Annotated in this window: 16 protein-coding genes; 11 read left to right on the top strand and 5 right to left on the bottom strand. The window is 67.4% G+C overall.

The genetic code is table 11. From position 1 onward, the window contains the following. The first annotated feature begins 9 nt into the window (after nt 1–9). The 6 genes from lpxA to AC5P78_RS11410 all read left to right on the top strand — a co-directional run bounded on the left by lpxA (nt 10) and on the right by AC5P78_RS11410 (nt 8,549). The gene (gene lpxA / locus AC5P78_RS11435) at nt 10–801 is read left to right on the top strand and encodes an acyl-ACP--UDP-N-acetylglucosamine O-acyltransferase (RefSeq protein WP_005412736.1); all 792 of its coding nucleotides are present in this window, start codon (nt 10–12) and stop codon (nt 799–801) included. A gap of 53 nt (nt 802–854) precedes the next feature. Beyond that, nucleotides 855–2,057, top strand: coding sequence for a lipid-A-disaccharide synthase (lpxB, locus tag AC5P78_RS11430; RefSeq protein WP_043034888.1), 1,203 nt, complete (start codon nt 855–857; stop codon nt 2,055–2,057). After that, entirely contained in the window at nt 2,054–2,725 is a 672-nt protein-coding gene (gene rnhB / locus AC5P78_RS11425) for a ribonuclease HII (protein ID WP_111197964.1), read from the top strand. The genes lpxB and rnhB overlap by 4 nt, the downstream gene beginning before the upstream one ends. Nucleotides 2,726–2,953: 228 nt before the next feature. Next, nucleotides 2,954–6,544, top strand: coding sequence for a DNA polymerase III subunit alpha (gene dnaE, locus AC5P78_RS11420; RefSeq protein ID WP_005412734.1), 3,591 nt, complete (start codon nt 2,954–2,956; stop codon nt 6,542–6,544). A 62-nt stretch (nt 6,545–6,606) separates the two neighbouring features. Next, nucleotides 6,607–7,476, top strand: a complete 870-nt coding sequence (locus AC5P78_RS11415; RefSeq protein WP_414498350.1) for a hypothetical protein — start codon at nt 6,607–6,609, stop codon at nt 7,474–7,476. Between the two features lie 113 nt (nt 7,477–7,589). Next, entirely contained in the window at nt 7,590–8,549 is a 960-nt protein-coding gene (locus AC5P78_RS11410) for an acetyl-CoA carboxylase carboxyltransferase subunit alpha (protein ID WP_005408731.1), read from the top strand. Between the two features lie 173 nt (nt 8,550–8,722). Here the strand turns inward: AC5P78_RS11410 and AC5P78_RS11405 are convergent, their stop codons facing one another. After that, nucleotides 8,723–9,178 (bottom strand): CopD family protein, encoded by a 456-nt coding sequence (locus AC5P78_RS11405; protein WP_414498351.1) that lies wholly within the window; start codon nt 9,176–9,178, stop codon nt 8,723–8,725. Nucleotides 9,179–9,365: 187 nt separating this feature from the next. On the opposite strand from AC5P78_RS11405, the gene AC5P78_RS11400 reads away from it, so the two are divergent. Together AC5P78_RS11400 and AC5P78_RS11395 are read left to right on the top strand one after the other, a co-directional pair. Then, a complete protein-coding gene (locus AC5P78_RS11400) occupies nt 9,366–9,956 on the top strand; it encodes a class I SAM-dependent DNA methyltransferase (protein ID WP_414498352.1) in 591 nt (196 codons plus the stop codon). A gap of 93 nt (nt 9,957–10,049) precedes the next feature. Beyond that, the gene (locus AC5P78_RS11395) at nt 10,050–11,357 is read left to right on the top strand and encodes a polyhydroxyalkanoate depolymerase (RefSeq protein ID WP_005408728.1); all 1,308 of its coding nucleotides are present in this window, start codon (nt 10,050–10,052) and stop codon (nt 11,355–11,357) included. 109 nt (nt 11,358–11,466) lie between these two features. On the opposite strand, the gene AC5P78_RS11390 is transcribed toward AC5P78_RS11395, so the two are convergent. Further along, entirely contained in the window at nt 11,467–12,456 is a 990-nt protein-coding gene (locus AC5P78_RS11390) for a sensor domain-containing protein (RefSeq protein ID WP_012479602.1), read from the bottom strand. Next, nucleotides 12,453–12,818 carry a PadR family transcriptional regulator gene (locus AC5P78_RS11385; RefSeq protein ID WP_111197962.1) on the bottom strand — a complete coding sequence of 122 codons (366 nt, stop codon included), beginning with the start codon at nt 12,816–12,818 and terminating at the stop codon, nt 12,453–12,455. The genes AC5P78_RS11390 and AC5P78_RS11385 overlap by 4 nt, the downstream gene beginning before the upstream one ends. A gap of 136 nt (nt 12,819–12,954) precedes the next feature. Here AC5P78_RS11385 and AC5P78_RS11380 point away from each other — a divergent pair, with 136 nt between their 5' ends. Further along, the gene (locus AC5P78_RS11380; protein WP_005412728.1) at nt 12,955–13,857 is read left to right on the top strand and encodes a peptidylprolyl isomerase; all 903 of its coding nucleotides are present in this window, start codon (nt 12,955–12,957) and stop codon (nt 13,855–13,857) included. 576 nt (nt 13,858–14,433) lie between these two features. On the opposite strand, the gene AC5P78_RS11375 is transcribed toward AC5P78_RS11380, so the two are convergent. Continuing rightward, nucleotides 14,434–15,306, bottom strand: a complete 873-nt coding sequence (locus AC5P78_RS11375; protein WP_111173846.1) for a DMT family transporter — start codon at nt 15,304–15,306, stop codon at nt 14,434–14,436. A 115-nt stretch (nt 15,307–15,421) separates the two neighbouring features. Here AC5P78_RS11375 and AC5P78_RS11370 point away from each other — a divergent pair, with 115 nt between their 5' ends. Then, nucleotides 15,422–16,366, top strand: coding sequence for a LysR substrate-binding domain-containing protein (locus AC5P78_RS11370; RefSeq protein ID WP_005408722.1), 945 nt, complete (start codon nt 15,422–15,424; stop codon nt 16,364–16,366). Between the two features lie 68 nt (nt 16,367–16,434). Further along, a complete protein-coding gene (locus AC5P78_RS11365) occupies nt 16,435–16,728 on the top strand; it encodes a hypothetical protein (RefSeq protein WP_005408721.1) in 294 nt (97 codons plus the stop codon). Between the two features lie 31 nt (nt 16,729–16,759). On the opposite strand, the gene AC5P78_RS11360 is transcribed toward AC5P78_RS11365, so the two are convergent. After that, nucleotides 16,760–17,548 carry a DUF4349 domain-containing protein gene (locus tag AC5P78_RS11360; RefSeq protein WP_099497550.1) on the bottom strand — a complete coding sequence of 263 codons (789 nt, stop codon included), beginning with the start codon at nt 17,546–17,548 and terminating at the stop codon, nt 16,760–16,762. Between the last annotated feature and the right edge of the window lie 11 nt (nt 17,549–17,559).

Genomic DNA, 17,559 nt, shown 5'->3' with positions numbered 1-17,559 from the left:
GAGGCAGCAATGACTGACAACGCACCACGGATCCACCCGACTGCCGTCATCGATCCGGCCGCGCGCCTGGCCGACGACGTCCAGGTCGGCGCGTTCACCCTGATCGGTGCCGATGTGGAAATCGGCGCCGGCACAGTGGTCGGCCCCCATTGCAGCATCCACGGCCCGACCAGGATCGGCCGTGACAACCGCTTCATCGGTCACGCCGCGATCGGTGGCGAGCCGCAGGACAAGAAGTTTGCCGGCGAACGCACCGAACTGGTGATCGGCGACCGCAACGTGTTCCGCGAGTTCGTCACCCTGAACCGTGGCACCGGCGGCGGCGGCGGCATCACCACGATCGGCAACGACAACTGGATGCTGGCCTACACGCACGTGGCGCACGACTGCCATGTCGGCAACTTCTGCGTGTTCTCCAACAACACCACCCTGGCCGGCCACGTGACCGTGGGCGACTACGTGATCATCAGCGGCTTCGCCGGTGCCCACCAGTTCTGCCGCATCGGTGCCCACGCCTTCCTCGGCATGGGCGCGCTGACCAACGGCGACGTTCCGCCGTTCACCATGGTCGGCACCGATTCGCTGGGCCGCCCGCGCGGCATCAACAGCGAAGGGCTGAAGCGTCGTGGCTTCGACGCCGAGCGCATCTCCGCCATCAAGCGCGCCTACCGCACCCTGTACGTGGCGGGCCTGCCGCTGGCCGAAGCCAAGGTGCAGCTGACCGAACAGGCACGCGACAGCGATGACGTGAAGGCCATGCTGGACTTCATCGAGCACGCTGAGAGGCCCTTGCTGCGATGAGCAGCACGACCGGCCAGGCGCCGGCCGGCGCCGCCGTGATTCCGCTGGCCTCGATGGCCGGCAGCGTCCCCGCGCAGCGGGTGCTCAGCGAGCGCCCGTTGCGGATCGCTCTGGTGGCCGGTGAGGCCTCCGGTGACCTGCTGGGTGCGGGCCTGGTGCGCGAGCTGAAGGCACGCTTTCCGAATGCCGAATTCGCCGGCATCGGTGGCGATGCCATGCGCAGCGCCGGCTGCCTGACCTGGCACGATGCCAGCGAGCTGGCGGTGATGGGCCTGACCGAAGTGCTGCGCCACCTGCCACGCCTGCTGAAACTGCGTTCCGCGTTCCGCCAGCGTGCACTGGAATGGCAGCCGGACGTGTTCATCGGCATCGACGCGCCCGACTTCAACCTGGGCATCGAACGCTGGCTGAAGCAGCGCGGCGTGCGCACCGTGCACTACGTCAGCCCCTCCGTCTGGGCCTGGCGCGAGAAGCGCGCCGAGAAGATCGGCAGCAGCGCCGACCTGGTGCTGTGCCTGTTCCCGATGGAACCCCCGATCTATGCCAGGCACGGCATCGACGCGCGCTTCGTTGGCCATCCGATGGCCGATGACATCCCCCTGCAGGGCAACCGCGAGGAAGCGCGCGCCGCGCTTGGCCTGCCGACCTCGGCCAAGGTGCTGGCGGTGCTGCCGGGCAGCCGCCTGGGCGAAATCTCGCGCCTCGGTGAACCGTTCTTCGAGGCCGCCTGGCAGGTCTCCGAGCGCATCCCCGGCCTGCACGTGGTAGTGCCTGCCGCCAACCCGGCCTGCAAGCGCCTGATCGAAGAGCAGCTGTCACGCTCGGCGCTGCCGGTAGCCTTCTCGCATGTACTCGACGGTGAGGCGCGCAACGCGATGATCGCCGCCGATGTGGTGGTGCTGGCCTCGGGCACCGCGACGCTGGAGGCGATGCTGGTCAAGCGGCCGATGGTGGTCGGTTACCGCGTCAACGAGCTGACCTACCGCCTGGTCAAGGCGCTGGGCCTGATCAAGGTCGACCGCTTTGCCCTGCCCAACATCCTGGCGGGCCAGGACCTGGCACCGGAACTGATGCAGCACGACTGCACGCCGGACAAGCTGGCGGCGGCCATCCAGCAATGGTTCGACCACCCGCAGCGGGTGACCGACCTGCAGGACACCTATGCCCGCCTGCATCAACGACTGCGCCGCAATGCCTCGGCCCGCGCGGCCGACGCTGTGGGCGAGCTGTTGATGCGCGACCAGGCCCAGGCATGAGCCGCCGCCACGCCGCAGCGGCCAGCCTGGCCCTGTTCGACGGTGCTGCCGTGGTCGAGCCGGAGCGTCTGGTCGCCGGCGTCGACGAAGCCGGCCGCGGTCCGCTGGCCGGACCGGTCGCGGTGGCGGCGGTGGTGTTCGACCCGGCACGGCCACGCATCAACGGCCTGGACGATTCCAAGCAACTCACCGCAGCCCGCCGCGAGCAACTGCATGACCGCATCATCGAACGTGCCCTGGCCTGGCACGTGGTGCTGGTGGACGTGGACACCATCGACCGCCTGAACATCTACCAGGCCACCCTGCAGGGCATGCGTGACGTCGTTGCAGCGGTCGCCCACGTGGCCGGCTTCGCCCGCATCGACGGCAACGTGGTGCCCAAGGGCCTGGTACTGCCGGCGCAGGCACTGGTCGGCGGTGATGGCATCGACCGCGCGATCATGGCCGCCTCGATCCTGGCCAAGGTCTCGCGCGACCGCTACATGCAGGACGTGCATGCCCGCCACCCGCAATACGGCTTCGAGCAGCACAAGGGCTACGGCACCCCGGCCCATCTGGCCGCCCTGCGCGAGCACGGCCCCTGCATGGAGCACCGGCGCAGCTTCGCCCCGGTGCGCGAGTGCCTGGAAAACCCGGCAGCTGTGACCGCAGACGTCGCAATCGCCTGAATCGCCTGAACGGTCGCTGCACCCGGCTGCGAAAGCAGGGTCAGGCGGGGCCCGCGGTTCGCCTGCGAACCGTGGGGAGCGATAGCGCGGATGCGATATCGCATGCCGTCAAGAGCTTGTCGCGCCCTCCAGCCCTCGCTACCCTGACCGGGCACTCCAGCGCTTCCCGACCCCGGCGACGATTCCCCCGTCAGCACCCGGGGCCCGCGCGCTCCAACCTGGTCCGGCATGTCCAACTCCCGCTTCGTACATCTCCACGTCCACACCGAGTTCTCGCTGGCGGACTCCACCATCCGTGTGCCGGCCAAGCCGGACCAGGCGGACCCGAAGAAGGCCAAGCAGGCCAACCTGCTGTCACGCTCGGTCGAACTCGGCCTGCCCGCGCTGGCGGTGACCGACCTCAACAACCTGTTCGCCCTGGTCAAGTTCTACAAGGCGGCCGAAGGCGTGGGCATCAAGCCTATCGCCGGCGCCGACGTGCTGATCGCCGAGGAAGGGCAGGATCCGTGGCGGATGACCCTGCTGTGCCGCGACCGCGAGGGCTACCTGAGCCTGTCGCGGCTGCTGACCCGCGCGTGGATGGAAGGCCATCGCCCCGAAGGCGGCGTGGCCATCCATCCGGACTGGCTGAAGGCCGGCAACGCCAACCTGTTCGCGCTGGCCGGCCGGCAGAGCCTGGCCGGGCGCCTGGCGCTGGACGGCAAGCATGAACTGGCCGAGCAGCAGCTGGCCGATTGGCAGCGCGTGTTCGGCGATGGCCTGCACCTGGAGCTGACCCGCACCGGCCGCGAGGGCGAGGAAACCTTCAACCAGTTCGCGCTGATGGCCGCCGGCCAGCGTGGCCTGCCGGTGGTGGCCAGCAATGATGTGCGCTTCCTGGCGCCCACCGATTTCAGCGCGCACGAAGCGCGCGTGTGCATTTCCACCGGCCGCGTGCTGGACGACCCCAAGCGCCCGCGCGAGTACAGCGACCAGCAGTACCTGAAATCGGCCGAAGAGATGTGTGCGCTGTTCGCCGACATTCCCGATGCCATCGACAACACGCTGGCGCTGGCCGAGCGCTGCAACATCGAGATGCGGCTGGGCACCTACTTCCTGCCCAATTACCCGGTGCCCGACGACGAGACCCTGGACACCTGGATCCAGAAGATGTCGCGCGACGGCCTGGAAGAGCGCCTGGAGAAGAATCCGCTGGCGCCGGGCAAGACCCGCGAAGATTATTTCGAGCGCCTGGAGTTCGAGCTCAACACCATCATCAAGATGGGTTTCCCCGGCTACTTCCTGATCGTGGCCGACTTCATCCAGTGGGGCAAGAACCAGGGCATCCCGATCGGCCCGGGCCGTGGTTCGGGTGCCGGTTCGCTGGTGGCGTGGGCGCTGAAGATCACCGATCTGGACCCACTGCCGTACAACCTGCTGTTCGAGCGCTTCCTGAACCCGGAACGCGTGTCGATGCCCGACTTCGACATCGACTTCTGCATGGACCGCCGCGACGAGGTGATCGACTACGTCGCGCGCAAGTACGGGCGCGAGCGCGTCAGCCAGATCATCACCTACGGCACCATGGCCGCCAAGGCGGTGGTGCGCGACTCCGGCCGCGTGCTCGGCTTCCCGTACGGCCTGGTCGACGGTGTTTCCAAGCTGATCCCGAACATCCTCGGCATCCACCTGAAGGATGCACTGGGCAAGGGCAAGGAAGGCCCCAGCTCGGAAATGGCGTCGCCGGAACTGATCCAGCGCTACGAGACCGAGGACGATGTCCGCGACCTGATCGACCTGGCGCTGCAGCTGGAAGACCTGACCCGCAACGCCGGCAAGCACGCTGGTGGCGTGGTGATCGGGCCCGAACCGCTGAGCGAGTTCTGCCCGCTGTACGCCGAACACGACGAGAACGGTCTCGGCAAGAACCCCGTCACCCAGTTCGACAAGAACGACGTGGAAGAAGTGGGCCTGGTGAAGTTCGACTTCCTCGGCCTGCGCACGCTGACCATCATCGACTGGGCGGTGAAGGCGATCAACAAGCGCCATGAGCGCGCCGGCATCCCGCCGGTGGACATCGCCGCGATTCCGCTGGACGACACGCCCACCTACAAGGACATCTTCGCCAACGGCAATACGGGCGCAGTGTTCCAGTTCGAATCCTCGGGCATGCGCCGCCTGCTGAAGGACGCGCGCCCCGATCGTTTCGAAGACCTGATCGCGCTGGTGTCGTTGTACCGCCCCGGCCCGATGGACCTGATTCCCTCCTTCAATGCGCGTAAGCACGGCCAGGAAGAAATCATCTATCCCGATCCGCGCACCGAAGCGATCCTGAAAGACACCTACGGCATCATGGTGTACCAGGAGCAGGTGATGCAGATGGCGCAGATCGTCGGCGGCTACTCGCTGGGCGGCGCCGACCTGCTGCGCCGTGCGATGGGCAAGAAGGTGCCGGCCGAAATGGCCAAGCACCGCGAGATCTTCCGCGAAGGCGCGGCCAAGGACGGCGTGGACGAAGCCAAGGCCGACGCGATCTTCGACCTGATGGAGAAGTTCGCCGGCTACGGCTTCAACAAGTCGCACGCCGCCGCCTACGCGCTGGTCAGTTACCAGACCGCATGGCTGAAACGCCATTACCCGGCCGAGTTCATGGCGGCCACGCTGTCGTCCGATCTGGACAACACCGACAAGGTGGTCGGCTTCCTCGACGAGGTGCGCAACCTCGGCCTGACCGTGCTGCCGCCCAAGGTGAACCAGTCGGCCTTCATGTTCGAAGCGGTGACCCCGGACACCATCCAGTACGGCCTCGGTGCGATCAAGGGCGTCGGCCAGGGTGCCTGCGAGGCGGTGGTCGAGGAGCGACTGAAGGGCGGCCCGTTCAAGGACCTGCTCGACTTCTGCACCCGCGTCGGCTCGGCCAAGCTCAACCGGCGCACGCTGGAAGCGATGATCAACTGTGGTGCGTTGGACGAGCTTGGCCGCAACCGTGCCTCGCTGATGCTGCAGCTGCCGGAGGTGATCAAGGCTACCGACCAGATGGCCCGCGAGCGCGCTTCGGGACAGAACTCGCTGTTCGGTGGCCCGGACCCGAGCGCGACCACGATCCAGCTGGACCTGCCCGAAGCCGAAGAATGGCCGCTGCTGCAGCGCCTCAACGGCGAGCGCGACACGCTGGGCTTCTATCTCAGTGGCCACCCGTTCGATCCATGGCGCGACGATGTACGCGATCTGGTCGGCAACGACCTGGGTTCGGTGGAGAAGATCTGGAGCGCCAACAGCGGTGGTGGCGGCGGCGGCGAAAAGCGCTGGCGCCCGGAAGTACAGACCGTGCTGGCCGGCCAGGTGGTCGGTGTGCGTCGCAAGGGCGAGAGCCAGATCTTCATCCAGCTGGAAGATGGCCGCGGCCGCGTCGAGTGCAGCGCGTTCTCCGACGCGATGGCCGAGTTCGGGCACCTGATGACCAAGGACCGCATCCTGGTGGTCAAGGGCGGCTTGCGCGAGGACGAGTTCAACGGCGGCTACGCACTGCGCATCCGCCAGTGCTGGGACTTCGACGAAGTCTGCGCCAACTACGCCACGCGACTGTCGCTGCGCCTGGACCTGCGCCAGCAGCGCCCGGTCTGGGAGCGCGTCAATGCGCTGCTGGACCGCCATCGCCCGGGGCGCACGCCGCTGCGCCTGGACCTGCTGCTGAAGGGCCCGCACGGCGGCGTCGCCGGCATGCTCGATGTGTCCGGGCAGAGCGCGGTGCGCATCGATTCCAAGTTGATGGAGGCGCTGCGCGCCGACCCCGCCGTACGCACGCTGAAAGTGCGCTACAGCCCACCGTGGGCCAGCTGAGGCTGGCTCTGGTTTTCCTGACCCTCCTGCTTTCCCGTTCCAAGTATCAAGGACGATTGCCGATGAAGACCCTGCTGTTCCCGCTCGTTGCCGCTCTGGCCCTGGCCGCCTGTTCGCCCTCGAAGGTCGAGTTCCAGATCGACAACCCGACCGACGCGCCGCTGGCACTGAGCATCGACGGCAAGGACCTGCCGGTGGCCGCACAGGGCTCGCGCCCGATCTCGCTCGCTGTCGGTGAGCACCGCCTGCACACCGACAAGCTCGGCGACGTGCGCTTCATCGTCTACGTCGACGGTCGTGGCGGCCTGATCAATCCGACCCTCAGCGAGTACGTGATCGCCCGCGAGGTCTATGTCACCGACGAGAGCAAGCTGAAGAACTTCGGCGTCGGCAACAAGGGCATCGAACTTGGCGGGGTCGACTTCGAAGGCCCGTTCGAAAAGAGCCACGACCTGTTCATCGACAAAACCTGGACCTACGGCGTGCGCGAGCCCTTCCCGAAGGAAAAGGTGGTGGCCCACGTCGACGCCAGCGGCGGCCAGATCGTGGCCAAGGTGTTCACCGCCACGGACTTCATCGCTTACGTGGAAGAAGGGATGGGCGATCCCGGCGCGTTCAAGCGCGAGCAGCCGGCTGGCTACGTGGCCCCGGCGTTCAGCCTGGAACCGGCCCCGGCCAGCCTGCCGGCGCTGGTGCCGGCCTTCGAGGCGCACGCCGCGCCGCTGCGCGAGGTCTATGCGCGCTGGCTGAAGGCTACCACCGCCGATGAACAGAAGGCGCTGCGCAAGCAGGACTTCGCCGCGCAGATGGCCTTCACCTCGGCCACCGCCACGCTGGGCAGCGGGCTGGGCCGTGATGCCAACGAGGCCTACAACGACTTCGTTTCCCAGCGCAGCCAGCTGATGGGCCGCAGCGCCCTGGTGGTGCCCTGAGCTGACTGGCGCGCCCCGCCCGGCTGCGCTACCGTCGCCTTCCAGACGAAGGCGTACGGGTGGTTTGCGCGCATTCGGCTAGAATTCCCCTCTTCTTTACACGACGGCTTCCGATGAATCCGAACTACCTCGACTTCGAGCAACCCATCGCCGACCTGGAAGCCAAGATCCAGGAACTGCGCAACGCCAGTGCCGGGCCGGCGGTCAATGTCGAGGCGGAAGTGCACGCGCTGCAGGACAAGCTGCGCATGCGCACCGCGCAGATCTTCCGCAACCTGACCTCGTGGCAGGTGCTGCAGCTGGCCCGTCATCCGTCGCGCCCGTACACCGCCGACTACCTCCGCGTCATGTTCGATGAGTTCCAGGAGCTGGCCGGCGACCGTGCCTTCGCCGATGACAAGGCGATCATGGGTGGTCTGGCCCGCATCAACGGCCGTGCAGTGATGGTGATCGGCCACCAGAAGGGCCGTGACACCAAGGAGAAGATCAAGCGCAACTTCGGCATGCCCAAGCCGGAGGGCTACCGCAAGGCCCTGCGCCTGATGAAGATGGCCGAGCGCTTCGGCCTGCCGGTGCTGACCCTGATCGACACCGCTGGCGCCTGGCCGGGCATCGACGCCGAATCGCGCGGCCAGTCCGAAGCGATCGCGCGCAACCTGATCGAGATGGCCGAACTGAAGGTGCCGATCATCTGCACCGTGATCGGCGAAGGCGGCTCCGGCGGCGCGCTGGCGCTGGGCGTGGGCGACCGCACCGTGATGCTGGAATACGCGGTGTACTCGACCATCACCCCGGAAGGCTGCGCCTCGATCCTGTGGAAGGACGCCGGCAAGGCCAAGGACGCGGCCGAACAGCTGGGCCTGACCGCCCCGCGCCTGAAGAGCCTGGGCCTGGTCGACAAGGTCGTGCGCGAGCCCACCGGCGGCGCCCACCGCAACCCGACGCAGATGGCCAAGCGCCTGAAGGCGGTGCTGCTGAACGAGCTGGATGCGCTGGACAAGCTGTCCACCGAACAGCTGCTGGAACAGCGCTACGCGCGCCTGCGCAGCTACGGCACGTACGAAGCAGCCTGAAGTAGTGCCGGCCGCTGGCCAGCATGCAGGTAGGCCTGGTAGTGCCGGCCGCTGGCCGGCAACACGCAGGTGATTGCAGAAACGAAAGCGCCGGGCGTTTGCCCGGCGCTTTCGTTTGCGCCCTGACGGCATCCACGCATGGCGTGGATCTACCGGGTGCAGATGACCCCGCCTCAGAACGGCTTGGCCAGCACCAGCCATACGATCGGAATGAAGGCCAGCAGCGGGATCTCGTTGATCCAGCGCAGCGCGCGCGACGACGGCAGCGCCCTGCCCTTGGCCACGCCCTTGAGCAGGCGGCCGATCCAGCCGAAGTACACCAGCAGCACCACCACCAGTCCCAGCTTGGCATGCAGCCAGCCGGCGCCACCAGGCGCGACCATGGTCGGGAAATCGGGGATGACCTTGTAGCCCAGCCACAGCACCAGGCCCAGCAGGAATGCCAGGCCGAACATCGAGTGGCCGAAGCGGTACAGGCGCTGGCCCATCAGCTGCAGGCGCTCGGTCACCGCCGGCTGGCCCGCAGTCTCGGCCAGGTTCACCAGGATGCGCGGCAGGTAGAACACCGTGGCCATCCACGCCACCACGAACACGATGTGGAAAGTCTTGACCCAGTAGTAGCTCTGCATGCGCTCGCTCCGGCGGCTGGCGTAGATGGGTACCCATTGTCGCAGTAGAGCCATCCCATGGGTGGCTGCCGCGTCCAATCGCCGCAGCATGGCAGCCACCCATGGCGTGGCTCTACTGCAGGTCCGCCACACCCGGGGGCGCAACACCGTACGATAGGCGCCGTTTTCCCCGATCGCGCACCGCCCCATGGACAAGACCTACGACGCCGCCTATTTCCAACGCTGGTACCGCCGTGCCGACATCGGCGGCAGCGCCCGCCTGGCGCGAAAGGTCGCCCTGGCCGTGGCCAGTGCCGAGTACTACCTGGAACGACCGATCCGCAGCGTGCTGGACATCGGCTGCGGCGAAGGCGCCTGGCGCGCACCGCTGCTGAAGCTGCGTCCGAAGGTCGAATACCTCGGCTTCGACAGCAGCGAGTACGCTGTGCGCCGCTACGGCAGGACCCGCAACCTGCACATGGCCCGCTTCGGCGATTTCGCCTGGCTGCGGCCCTGTGCCCCGGTCGACCTGCTGGTCTGCTCGGACGTGATGCACTACGTGCCCGACCGCGAGCTGCGCGCCGGACTGGCCGGCGTGGCAGAGCTGACGGGCGGCGTGGCCTTCCTGGAGACCTTCGCCGCCGAGGACGCGTTCGAAGGCGACCACGACGGCTTCCAGGCGCGCCCAGCGCGCTGGTACCGCCGCACGCTGGCCCGGCATGGCCTGCAGCCGGTGGGGTCGCACTGCTGGCTCGGCCCCGCCCTGGCAGACGATGCGGCCGCGCTGGAACGGATGTGAATCCAGATTCATTATTTTCAGCCGACTTAACCTGCGGGACACCCGGATGGGATATGCTGCGCGGCAACATATGACCATACATATTCGGTCGTCATGCTCTATCAACTGCACGAACTGACCCGCAACCTGCTCGCCCCCTGGGTGCACCAGGCCCAGGCCAACGCCAGGTTCTTCGCCAACCAGGGCCACTGGTGGTCGCAGATGCCCGGCGCTGATCGCCTGGCGGCGGTCAATGAACTCTTCCACCGCATCGGCAAGGATTACGAGAAGCCCGAGTGGGGCATCAACGAAATCGACGTCGATGGCGAACGCGTGCCGATCGTCGTGCACGAAGAAGTAAGCAAGCCGTTCTGCAAGCTGCTGCGCTTCAAGCGCCACAGCAATGAAGCCGACCAGCTGCACACCATGCTCAACCAGCCGTTCGTGCTGGTCGTTGCGCCGCTGTCAGGCCACCATGCCACGCTGCTGCGCGATACCGTGCGCACGCTGCTGCGCGACCACCGCGTGTACGTCACCGACTGGGTGGATGCGCGCATGGTGCCGGCCAGCGAAGGCGAATTCGGCCTGGACGACTACATCGCCTACATCCAGGAATTCATCCGCCACCTCGGCGTGGAGCGCCTGCACGTGGTGAGCGTGTGCCAGCCGACCGTACCGGTGCTGGCCGCGGTTTCGCTGATGGCCAGCCGTGGCGAACCGACGCCGCGCACGCTGGTGATGATGGGTGGCCCGATCGATGCGCGATGCAGCCCGACCGCAGTGAACAACCTGGCCACGCAGAACCCGCTGTCGTGGTTCGAGAACAACGTCATCCACACCGTGCCGGCCAGCTATCCCGGCGCCGGTCGCCGCGTGTACCCGGGCTTCCTGCAGCACGCCGGCTTCCTGTCGATGAACCCGAGCCGCCACTTCAGTTCGCACTGGGATTTCTATACCGACCTGGTCAAGGGCGACCTGGAAGACGCCGACGCGCACCGTCGTTTCTACGACGAGTACAACGCGGTGCTCGACATGCCGGCCAGGTACTACCTGGATACGATCCGCGTGGTGTTCCAGGACTTCCTGCTGCCGCGTGGTGAGTGGGTGGTCAACGGCGAGAAGGTCGATCCGTCGGCGATCCGCGATACCGCGCTGCTGAGCATCGAGGGCGAGCTGGACGATATCGCCGGCCTCGGCCAGACCGAAGCCGCACAGGCGCTGTGCACCGGCATCACTGCGGACCGCCGTGAGCATTTCATCGTCGAAGGTGCCGGCCACTACGGCATCTTCAGCGGCCGTCGCTGGCGCGAAGTGGTGTACCCGAAGGTGCGCGACTTCTTCGCCGCGCATGCCGAAGCACCGGCGGCGAAGGCCACGAAGAAGAAGAGCAACGTCACCCCGTTGCGGCGAAAGGCGGGCTGATTCCCGGCAGGGGTCGGATCCCTTTCCAACGGAAAGGGCTCTGACCCCAGCATGATGGGATCCGGGGTCAGAGCCCTGTTCTGCGAACAGGGATCCGACCCCTGGCCTGTTACAACCGCACCAGCAGGTTCTTGGCGATCAGCCCGTGCAGCTTGCCGATGCCGCGTGCCAGATGCATCGTCAGCAGCAGCAGCAGCGCGCCCGCCGCAGCAACCGTGATCGCCACCAGCGGCGATGCAGCCATCGGCAGTACGTTCACGCCATCGACGTACACGCCCGGAATGTCGCCACTGAAGATCGCCGCGACCGGCGCCCAGATCAGGCTCAGCGACAGCGACAGCAGCGTCACCGCGAGGGTGAAGTAGATGACGCCCAGCGGCAGCATCAGCACGAAGTACAGCAGGGTCAGCCAGGTGCGGCCATCGGTGAACATGTCGCCGATGCGCTGCAGCCAGGTGCGGCTGCGATCGGTGTAACGCGGACGGCGCGGCATGCGCTCGCCCAGCAGCGCTTCCACCAGCCGCCCTTCCAGCAGCGCCAGCCCGCGCACCGAGCCGAAGAACAGCACGGTCAGCGGAATGCCCACGATCAGGATCAGCAGGCCCAGCGACAGCGACAGGCCGGTCACCACCCAGGTGAAGAAGAAGATGCCGGTGGCCAGCGACAGCAGCATGTAGAACAGCGCACCGTAGGTGTGCGGATCGGTCACCACACCGAAGAAGCGCGCCAGCAGCGAGCGCTGCACCGGCGCCGGCGGCGGTGCGGCCGGCTCGACGCCACTGGCTTCGGCCGCTGCGCGCAGCACCGGTGCGGTATCCGCACGCGGCGTGCGCAGCGCGCGGTTCACCGTCACTTCGGTCTCGCGGTAGATCTCGGCCACTTCGTCCGGGGCGCCATAGCTGCCAGCGACGTCGGCGATCACCTCGGCCTCGCTGCGGCCGGGCTGCGCCGCCAGCTCCGAGCGCAGGTATTCCTCGGCGTCGTACAGGGCGTCCTGCACCATCGCCGGGTCGGCGCCTTCCAGCGCCGCGCGCAGCTGCGCCAGGTACTGCGGGATGGTCGTGGGCAGGGCTCGGCCTGCCAGGCTCGGGTCGTTCATTGCGGTACCCCCTCCAACACGGAATCGACGGAATCGCGGGTGGCCTGCCAGGCCTGGCGCCACTGCGCCAGCACCTCGCGGCCACGTTCATTGATGCGGTAGTAGCGCCGCGGCGGACCGCTGCTGGACGGCTCCACGTGGCTTTCCAGCAGACCGGCAGCCTCCAGGTTGCGCAGCACCGGGTACAGCGCGCTCTGCTTGCCGCTCAGCACGCCCTCGCCCACCCGCTCCAGCTCCTTGGCAATGAGGTAGCCGTACAGCGGCTCCCCGGCCCGGGCCAGCACCGCCAGCAGGGCCAGCGACACCGTTCCGGCGCTGAGCTCCTTCTGGAACTTCTTCAGCTGGACATCGTCATCGGACATGACCGGCCCTCCACTACGTTGAAGTCCACAGTAGTGCGAAGTTCGGTATAGCGAATGTGTCGTTAGTCATCGTGCCGGTTGGCGTGGCCGGGCCGCTCGCGCAGAATCGAAGCCTCGTTCATGTTCCGGGGATCCCATGCCGCACCTTCGTCGCCTTGCCCTGACCGCCCTCGCCCTGTCCTGCCTGCTGCCCGCCATGGCCAGTTCGGCCACGCCCTACCGCAGCCCGCAGCAGATCCTCGACGCATCGGCGGCCAGCGACTGGCGCACCCCGGACCCGGCCAACCTGCTGTACATGGACCTGCCGGCGGGGCGGGTGATCATCGAGCTGGCGCCGCAGTTCGCCCCGCGCCATGTCGCCAACATCCAGACCTTCGCCCATGAGCACTTCTGGGACGGCACCAGCATCTACCGCTCGCAGGACAATTTCGTGGTGCAGTTCGGCGATGCCGACGCCGATGACGCAGCCAAGGCCAGGCCGTTCGGCAGTGCCGCACGCAAGCTGCCGGCCGAGTTCGAACGCGCCAGCGCCGGCCTGAAGGTCAGCGTGCTGCCGGACCGCGATGGCTGGGCTGCGCAGACTGGTTTCGTCGACGGCTTCCCGGTCGGCCAGGACCCGCAGGCCGGCAAGGCCTGGCTGGCGCACTGCTACGGCATGCTCGGCGCCGGCCGCAGCAATGAAGAAGACAGCAGCATCGGCGCCGAACTGTACGTGGTGACCGGCCAGTCGCCGCGCCAGCTGGACCGCAACATCACCCTCGTCGGCCGCGTGCTGAAGGGCATGGAGCTGCTCAGCGCGATCCCGCGCGGACCGGCGCCGATGGGCTTCTACACCGACCCGAAGCTGCGTACGCCGATCGTGTCGATCCGCCGCGCCAGCGACGTACCGGCGGCAGAGCGCACGCCGATCCAGGTACTGCGTACCGACTCGAAGACCTTTGCCGATACGGTGGAGGCACGGCGTAATCGCGTGGATGATTTCTACAAGCGTCCGGCCGGGCATATCGATCTGTGCAATATTCCGGTGCCGGTGCGCTGACGGTTTCCTGCGCGTGACGCGTGCTGAAGGTGCTTCACTGTTCATGGGCGTCACTTTTCTTTTCGCGCGAAAAGAAAAGTAACCAAAAGAAACGCGCCGCCAGGTCGCGAGCCGCCGTGCTTCGCACGTCGGTCCCCTGCGCTTCTCGGTGAATCAGGGGACGGTGCCGAACTCGCTGCGCTCAGACATCGGCACCTCTTCGCCCCTGATTCCCCTGCGATGCTCGGCTCACTCAAGGCGGACCCAAGGTCAAGAGCCACAGCTGCACGACGATGCATGGTAGTGCCGGGCCGGGCCCGGCGAGCGAAGCGACCGCTTCTGCCTTTGATCTTGGATCCGCCTTGAGCGAGCCGAGCACCGCAGGTCCGGCGAGGGCGAAGAGGCGCGGGTGTCTGAGCGCAGCGAGTTCCCGCGCCGTCCCTCGACGGGCCGAGGAGCGCAGGGCACCGGTGCGCAGCACCGGCTCGCGGCCGGCGGAACGTTTCTTTTGGTTACTTTTCTTTGCGTACAAAGAAAAGTAACGCCCATGAACAGTGAAGCACCTTCAGCACGCGCAACGCGCAAAACGCCAATTCCTCAGCCCTTCTGGCTCACCGCCACGCTACCCAGAATCAACACACCCGCAATCAGCATCTGCACCGTCACCGGCTCCCCCAGGAACAACCACGCAAACGCCGCGCCGAACAGCGGAATCAGGTACGTCACCGTCGACGCCCGTGACGGGCCGATACGGCCGATCAGGCGGTAGAACATCAGGAACGCCAGCCCGGTGCAGGCCACGCCCAGTGCGATCGCCGCGCCCCACGCCTTCAGCGGAATCGCCGCCTGCGGCCAGTGGGTCACCGCCATCGGCAGCATCCACAGCGAGGCACACGACAGCGTTGCCGCCGCCGCGGCCGCCGACGGCAGGCCGGTCATGTGCCGCTTCACCAGGTTCACGCCCAGGCCGTACAGCAGCGAAGCCGCCGCACCGGCCAGCACCGCGGTGCCGATACTCAGGCCGGAAACCTTGGCGGTGGCCAGCACCACCACGCCAGCGAAGCCAACCAGCAAGGCACCGGCGCGGCGCATGCCGATCTTCTCGCCGAAGAACAGGAAGGCGATCAGCGCGGCGAACAGCACGGTCATCGCATTGCAGATCGCGCCGATCGCCGCCGGCGCCTGTTCCGCTGCATAGGCGAACAGCACGAACGGCAACGCCGAGTTGATCAGGCCGATCGGCGCCAGCCACAGCCAGCGCCGCGGCGGGAACTGCGCGCGGGCGCGCCACAGGAACGGCAGCAGCACCAGCGCACCCAGCACCAGCCGCACCTCGACCAGCGCGAACGGGCCGAACGACGGCACCGCCACCCGCATGAACAGGAACGAGCAGCCCCAGATGGCGCCCAGCAGGGTCAATTCCAGCGGCGTGCGCCAATCGCGCTCGGCCGCCTGTGGGACCGCATTCATGCCTTGCCTCCGTACATCGTCAATTCCTCGCCAAGGCGGACAGGATCAGGCGCAGACGCCCGCCGCACAAGCGCGTAGTATCGCTGCCAGCCACAAATATGGTTTGAGGCTCGACATGCTGCTACGCCCTTCCCTGCTACCCGCACTGGCCGTGTTCGCGGTCGCCGCGCGCCACCAGAACTTCGCCCAGGCCGCCCAGGAGCTGCACCTGACCGCCAGCGCGGTCAGCCACCACGTCCGCCGCCTGGAAGAAGTGCTGGAAGTACGGCTGTTCCTACGCCACGCCCGCGGAGTGCGCCTGACTGCCGAGGGCCGGCAACTGGCCGACGCCGCCAGCGCCGCCTTCACCGATGTCGCGGCCGTCGCCCATCACCTGCAGCCGGATGCCGACAGCGTGCCGCTGCGGATCACCACGCTGCGCTCGCTGTCCTACTGCTGGCTGCTGCCACGGCTGCCGCGCTTCACCCAGGCCTACCCGCACATCCGCATCGAGCTGCATACCGGCAGCGGGCTGGATCGCTATGACGACAACGGCCCGGAAGTGGGCATCCGCTACGGCCTGGGCCAATGGCCCGGCCTGCGTGCGCAGCACCTGATGGATGACTACCTGTTCCCGGTCGCCTCACCGGCACTGGCCGGCGTCGAAACGCTGGTCGATCCGGCGCGCATCGCCGACCTGCCGCTGCTCACCGACCTGTCGCCGCAGGGCTGGCGCGACTGGTTCCGCCACGCCGGCGTGCGCACGCCGTCGCCGCTGCCACCCATGCACACCTTCGCCGACAGCACCGATGCGATGCGTGCAGCGGTGTATGGCATGGGCGCGGTGCTGGCGCGCACCCACATCGCCCAGCCCTATCTGCAGCGCTACGAGGTGGTGCGCCTGCCCGGCCCGGCGCTGAAGGCGCGCTATGCGTACCACGTAGTGCATGCCGAAGGACAACCGCCCAGCCCGGCCGCACGCCTGTTCATCGACTGGCTGCTGGAGCAGGCGCAGGACGAACGCACACCGATTCCGGCATTGCCGGACAGCCTGCTCGGGCGCCCGGCCACACGCGCCTGACTGCACCCTCACCCGTTCTTTGCCCGGCGCTGGCTAGGCTGCAGGCAACTCCACAACGTACCTACGCCATGGCCATGCTGCGACTGCGCATCACCGGAACTGAAGACGACGCCCGTGCCATCAGCGACCTGCTGCTCGGCCTGGAGGGCATCGAGCATGTCGAGGAAACCGACGACCTGATGCCGCACATGGACGACGACGATTCCAGCTCGGCCGGGCTGTCCGACGACATCGGCCCGGGCATCCATGAGCTGGAAGTGGAAGTCGGCAATGAAAGCACCGCGCAGAAGGTGCGCGACGCAGTGCAGGAACTGGCGCTGGAGCTGGATGTGTTCGTCGAGTACGAGACCGACGAGGGCTGATGCCGGCGGGCTGCCGGCATCAGCCTCCACCTCAGAGGTTGGGCGGCAGCTTGCGACGGCGGCGGCGCCACCATGCACGCACACCCCAGGCCGCGATCAAGGCCAGCACCGCCACCGGCAGCAGCGCGGCGACGGCGCGGATCAGGAACGCAACGCTGGTGCTGAGGATGCTGCCCGACTCGCTCAGCGCCTCGCCGATCTCGCTGCGGCTGCGCTGGCCGGACGTGGTATCGAAATGGATCGTCACCAGCTGGGTATCGATGCGCCGGCGCTGCTGCGCGGCATCCTTGCTGGCCTGCTCGACACCCGCCTCGATCTCGGACAGCCGCGTGGTGATCGCCATCAGGTCCTCGATCTTCAGGTCCTTGCGGTCCTGGTAGGCCAGCAGCCGCGCGTGTTCCTTCTCCAGCCGCGCCTTGGTCAGCGCGGTGTCGGCCACGGCCTGCGCGAGGTCCTCGGCACGCGTGTTGCGCGACTGCAGCGTGCCGCCCTCACCGGCCAACGCGATCAACGGCTCGGTGCCCTTCGGTGCAATCCGCACCTTGACCTCGCCGCTGGGCTGCTCGCCGCTGCGCTGGTCTACCTGCAGCACCGCGCAGTCACCGAACTTCGCGCTCTGGCAGGCCTGTGCCACATGCTGGATGCGCGGTGCGATCTGCGCCGCTTCCAGTTGCACCTGCACGTCGTGTTCGTAGGCGAGGAATGCGCCTTCCGGTGAAGCGATGGCAGCCTCGGCCGCCGTGGCGCCCGCATCCGCCGCCATGTCGCCCTGCTTGGCGCAGGCGCCCAGCGCCAGCAGCAGCACCGGCATTGCTGCCATGCACGTCCACG

Source organism: Stenotrophomonas sp. YJH_SMC_133 (assembly GCF_059370655.1).
The sequence above is the reverse complement of the archived record's forward strand: the minus strand, read 5'-3'. Positions and strand labels throughout refer to the sequence as shown.

Excerpts from the sequence above, each read along its gene's own strand:
- rnhB (WP_111197964.1), top strand. The coding sequence starts at position 2,054 with ATGAGCCGCCGCCACGCCGCAGCGGCCAGCCTGGCCCTGTTCGACGGT.
- AC5P78_RS11360 (WP_099497550.1), bottom strand. The coding sequence starts at position 17,548 with ATGGCAGCAATGCCGGTGCTGCTGCTGGCGCTGGGCGCCTGCGCCAAG.
- AC5P78_RS11385 (WP_111197962.1), bottom strand. The coding sequence starts at position 12,818 with ATGTCCGATGACGATGTCCAGCTGAAGAAGTTCCAGAAGGAGCTCAGC.
- AC5P78_RS11380 (WP_005412728.1), top strand. The coding sequence starts at position 12,955 with ATGCCGCACCTTCGTCGCCTTGCCCTGACCGCCCTCGCCCTGTCCTGC.
- AC5P78_RS11370 (WP_005408722.1), top strand. The coding sequence starts at position 15,422 with ATGCTGCTACGCCCTTCCCTGCTACCCGCACTGGCCGTGTTCGCGGTC.
- lpxA (WP_005412736.1), top strand. The coding sequence starts at position 10 with ATGACTGACAACGCACCACGGATCCACCCGACTGCCGTCATCGATCCG.
- AC5P78_RS11365 (WP_005408721.1), top strand. The coding sequence starts at position 16,435 with ATGGCCATGCTGCGACTGCGCATCACCGGAACTGAAGACGACGCCCGT.
- AC5P78_RS11395 (WP_005408728.1), top strand. The coding sequence starts at position 10,050 with ATGCTCTATCAACTGCACGAACTGACCCGCAACCTGCTCGCCCCCTGG.
- AC5P78_RS11405 (WP_414498351.1), bottom strand. The coding sequence starts at position 9,178 with ATGCAGAGCTACTACTGGGTCAAGACTTTCCACATCGTGTTCGTGGTG.
- AC5P78_RS11410 (WP_005408731.1), top strand. The coding sequence starts at position 7,590 with ATGAATCCGAACTACCTCGACTTCGAGCAACCCATCGCCGACCTGGAA.
- AC5P78_RS11400 (WP_414498352.1), top strand. The coding sequence starts at position 9,366 with ATGGACAAGACCTACGACGCCGCCTATTTCCAACGCTGGTACCGCCGT.
- AC5P78_RS11390 (WP_012479602.1), bottom strand. The coding sequence starts at position 12,456 with ATGAACGACCCGAGCCTGGCAGGCCGAGCCCTGCCCACGACCATCCCG.
- lpxB (WP_043034888.1), top strand. The coding sequence starts at position 855 with ATGGCCGGCAGCGTCCCCGCGCAGCGGGTGCTCAGCGAGCGCCCGTTG.
- dnaE (WP_005412734.1), top strand. The coding sequence starts at position 2,954 with ATGTCCAACTCCCGCTTCGTACATCTCCACGTCCACACCGAGTTCTCG.
- AC5P78_RS11415 (WP_414498350.1), top strand. The coding sequence starts at position 6,607 with ATGAAGACCCTGCTGTTCCCGCTCGTTGCCGCTCTGGCCCTGGCCGCC.
- AC5P78_RS11375 (WP_111173846.1), bottom strand. The coding sequence starts at position 15,306 with ATGAATGCGGTCCCACAGGCGGCCGAGCGCGATTGGCGCACGCCGCTG.